A 3,529-nucleotide genomic window follows, 5' to 3' on the forward strand; every position below is an offset into this window, starting at 1 on the left:
TTTGGGTTCTACTTTTCCCATCAAGAAAATGAGAGACAGCCAGTAATCGTAATCGCATTCTGGCATTATTGGTTGATAAAGTTAATTCTATGAAGTGATAGTGTGACTATGTTTAGTCGTTGTGGATGTTATTGTAAAAAAATGTAAAGTTATTACTTCTTTATATTGCTAAAAAAAGCAAAAAAAATGCATCTATAAAAATAGATGCATAAACATGAAACACTAAGGGATAACATAACTATTAAGTAAGAGTCCCTTTATCCTTTAAAGTTCAATTTAATTTACAACATTATTGTATTGTTCACGCTTTGAATAATAATACGAAAATAGTATGTGTTAGTTCGTGAGTGGATCTTTTATAGCTTAGTACTTGCTTTAACTGGTGTTGATATAAATATTCAGTACAATAACACTATCTAAATTGAATAATAGAATAGATATGAAATCAAGCAAGCAATTTTCTTTGCGAAAAAATAATAGTTTTAATGTGAAAAGTATTTGCCCAATAGTATATTTTCCGCAAACTCTATCTGATTTAGAGTCTTTACCTGATTTGTCGTTAAGTCCATTTTATATTCTTGGTGAGGGTAGTAATACTTTATTTGTCGATACTCAAGCACCTATTATCATTAAACCAGATTTTAAAGGGATCGATATTACTGAAACAACTGATAACTACTTTGTTCGAGTTGGTGCAGGTGAAAATTGGCATGAAGTTGTTTGTTTATGTATTAATAATGGTGTTTATGGTTTAGAAAATCTTGCGTTGATTCCGGGTAGCGTAGGTGCTTCTCCTGTACAGAATATTGGTGCTTATGGTGTGGAGCTGTCCGACTTTTGTGTAGAAGTGACGTGGTTTGATTTTTCAAGTAAAACTCTTACCATTTTAAGTAATCAAGATTGTTGTTTTTCTTATCGAGATAGTATATTTAAAAATGATTTACTTAATAAAGGTGTTATAACTGAGGTAGTCTTAAAACTCCCTAAGAAATGGCAAGCCAATTTATCCTATTCAGGTTTGAACGAATTACCTCTTGATACTAGTGCTCGTGATGTTATGAATAAAGTTATCAGTTTACGACAAGCTAAATTGCCTGACCCTGATAAACTCCCGAATGCGGGAAGCTTTTTCAAAAACCCGATTGTTAGTGTTGATAAGCTGACTAGTTTAAAGAATATCTATCCAAGTATTCCATTTTATTCTCAAGATGATGGTACTGTAAAACTTGCAGCTGGCTGGTTAATTGAGCAAGCAGGTTTAAAAGGTTACTGTAAAAATCACGTGGGTGTACATCAGCACCAAGCCTTAGTATTAGTAAATCATGAAAGTGATTACGGTAAAGATATTTTAGCTTTAGCACAATTTGTTCAAAAGCAAACGTATAAAAAATTCGAAATACTACTTTCACCAGAAGTACGCATGGTAACTTCGCATGGAGAGCGAAAGTTTACAGATTTACCAATAGTTGATTGGGGTAAGTAACATTATGACAAAAGTAGTTAAAGAATACTTAATTAAAGCACTTTCAGGAGGGCAATTTGTTTCTGGCCAAACACTAGGTGAAGAATTAAATATAAGTCGTGCTGCTATATCAAAACATATCAAAGCACTAATTGATATGGAGTTAGATATCTATAGTGTTACAGGCAAAGGTTATAAATTATCTAAACCATTATCTTTATTAGATCATAGTAAAATTGTTGCAGCGATACCTAAGGGCAGTTTAATACCGACAGTTGAAGTTCATAGTTTAATTGACTCTACCAATAGTTATTTATTACGACGTTTACCAAATCAATTAACTCATGGGCAAGTATGTATTGCCGAATACCAAAGTGCAGGCAGAGGACGCCGTGGGCGAGAATGGGTCTCTCCGTTTGGTTCACAAATTTATTTATCGATCTATTGGCACTTAGAGCAAGGGTTATCTGCTGCTATGGGGCTTAGTCTAGTCACTGCATTAGCAGTTAGTGATGCAATTTATTCATCAACAGCAATTAATGTACAGCTGAAATGGCCGAATGATATTTATTTGGATGGTGTGAAATTAGCAGGAATTTTGATTGATCTAGAAGGACAGGCTTTAGAGCCTAGCCATAGTATTATTGGTATTGGTATTAATGTTGATATACCTCAACAAGCAGCAACTAGAATCAATCAAAAGTGGACAGATTTACAAAGCCATAGTGACACCAAAATAGATAGAAACTTATTAAGTGCTCATTTAATTTATCATCTATTACAAAGATTAGAGCAATATCAAAACGAAGGATTAGCTGGAATACTTGATGAATGGCACGCCAGAGATTTTTATAAGGATAAGAAAGTTAAATTAATAACGGGTGATCGTGTTACAAGAGGTATCTACCGAGGAGTTAATCCACAAGGCGCTCTACTTTTGGAAGTGGATGGAAAAGGACAGACCGTATATGGTGGTGAAGTCAGCCTTAGAGGTGATGAGTGTTAATATTATTGGATATTGGTAATACTAGGACAAAATTTTGTTTTATTGACAAGGGTATAAGAAGCGCGCAACAAGCGGTTTTAAATGATTTAATTTCAAATACCTTTTTAAATGATAATTTCCGAGGTGCAACAAAGCTTCTTGTTGCAAGTGTAAGTAATAAAGAAGTTACGGATAAAATAGATGTTTGGTGTCGAAATAATAATGTTATCTATCAGCAAATATATAGTGAAATAAAGAAAGGTAAGGTTAACTCTGGTTATAAAGATCCTAATCAATTAGGAGTAGATAGGTGGTTAGCTTTACTTGGTGGAGCTAAACGTTATCCAAATAAAAATATATTAATAATAGATGCTGGTACGGCAACAACAATTGATTTTCTAAAAGCTTCAGGACAACATGAAGGTGGTTGGATATTAGCAGGTATTAAGGTATTGATTTCAAGTGTTTTATCAGAAACTACACAAGTTAAAGCAAACCAAGTAGAAAAAGAAAGCTTAGTGTTTGGATTAAACACTTCTGAGAATGTACATAATGCTGCTTGGGCTGCAACAGTTGGAGCTATTCAACTCGCTATATCTAATATAGAAAAGCAAGGTGACATACTTGATGAAGTAATTATTACTGGTGGAAATGGTATATCTCTTGCGCGATTGATGGCGCATAAAACGACAATAATTACAGAACTGGTTTTTGATGGATTAGAGACTTATATAGAGTCGATAAAGTAATTTACTTAGTTGCTTTGGATAAAAAAACATCAAACACGCACTAAAGAATCATTAAAGTAAAAAAAACATCGATATTTTTGAAATTTGGACTTGCAAGGGACAAAACATTGCTCTAGAATTCGCACCACTTAATGTAGTGCCGACTTAGCTCAGTTGGTAGAGCAACTGACTTGTAATCAGTAGGTCGCCAGTTCGACTCCGGCAGTCGGCACCATTAATACTATTCACTATTAGTTAGTGATATAGGTAAATATACTGGAGGGGTTCCCGAGTGGCCAAAGGGATCAGACTGTAAATCTGACGGCTCCGCCTTCGGTGGTTCGAATCCACCTC

Annotated in this window: 3 protein-coding genes and 1 tRNA gene; all 4 read left to right on the top strand. The window is 34.3% G+C overall.

What is annotated here, in order from left to right:
• The first annotated feature begins 439 nt into the window (after positions 1-439).
• The 4 genes from murB to Q4503_RS18715 all read left to right on the top strand — a co-directional run bounded on the left by murB (position 440) and on the right by Q4503_RS18715 (position 3,410).
• A complete protein-coding gene (gene murB, locus Q4503_RS18700; protein WP_303603181.1) occupies positions 440-1,483 on the top strand; it encodes a UDP-N-acetylmuramate dehydrogenase in 1,044 nt (347 codons plus the stop codon).
• Between the two features lie 4 nt (positions 1,484-1,487).
• Positions 1,488-2,468 carry a bifunctional biotin--[acetyl-CoA-carboxylase] ligase/biotin operon repressor BirA gene (gene birA, locus Q4503_RS18705; RefSeq protein ID WP_215974140.1) on the top strand — a complete coding sequence of 327 codons (981 nt, stop codon included), beginning with the start codon at positions 1,488-1,490 and terminating at the stop codon, positions 2,466-2,468.
• Positions 2,462-3,196, top strand: a complete 735-nt coding sequence (locus Q4503_RS18710) for a type III pantothenate kinase (protein ID WP_303603182.1) — start codon at positions 2,462-2,464, stop codon at positions 3,194-3,196. Before birA ends, Q4503_RS18710 begins: the two co-directional genes overlap by 7 nt.
• Before the next feature lie 138 nt (positions 3,197-3,334).
• Positions 3,335-3,410: transfer RNA gene (locus Q4503_RS18715), tRNA-Thr, on the top strand.
• Positions 3,411-3,529: the final 119 nt, after the last annotated feature.

It is taken from the genome of Colwellia sp. 6_MG-2023, assembly GCF_030547765.1.
Classification (GTDB): domain Bacteria; phylum Pseudomonadota; class Gammaproteobacteria; order Enterobacterales; family Alteromonadaceae; genus Colwellia.